A 222-nucleotide genomic window follows, 5' to 3' on the forward strand; every position below is an offset into this window, starting at 1 on the left:
GTACTGATGACAATAAGGGACAAGGTATTGTTGAGAAAACGTTCGGTAATAGAGACGATAAATGATCAGCTTAAAAATATTTGCCACGCCGAGCATTCAAGGCACAGAAGCTTTGGGAATTTTATAACCAATCTGGTAGCCAGCCTCATTGCCTATTCTTTCCAAGAGAAAAAACCAGGAATAAAGTTTGAAGAACAGCCTAACGCAGGTGGTCAACTTGCA

At 40.5% G+C, this 222-nt stretch carries 1 protein-coding gene; it reads left to right on the plus strand.

What is annotated here, in order from left to right:
• Positions 1 to 222, plus strand: a 222-nt coding sequence (locus RM545_RS17590) for a transposase (RefSeq protein ID WP_311496589.1), incomplete at both ends; no start/stop codon positions are given.

It is taken from the genome of Autumnicola lenta, assembly GCF_031846515.1.
GTDB lineage: Bacteria > Bacteroidota > Bacteroidia > Flavobacteriales > Flavobacteriaceae > Autumnicola > Autumnicola lenta.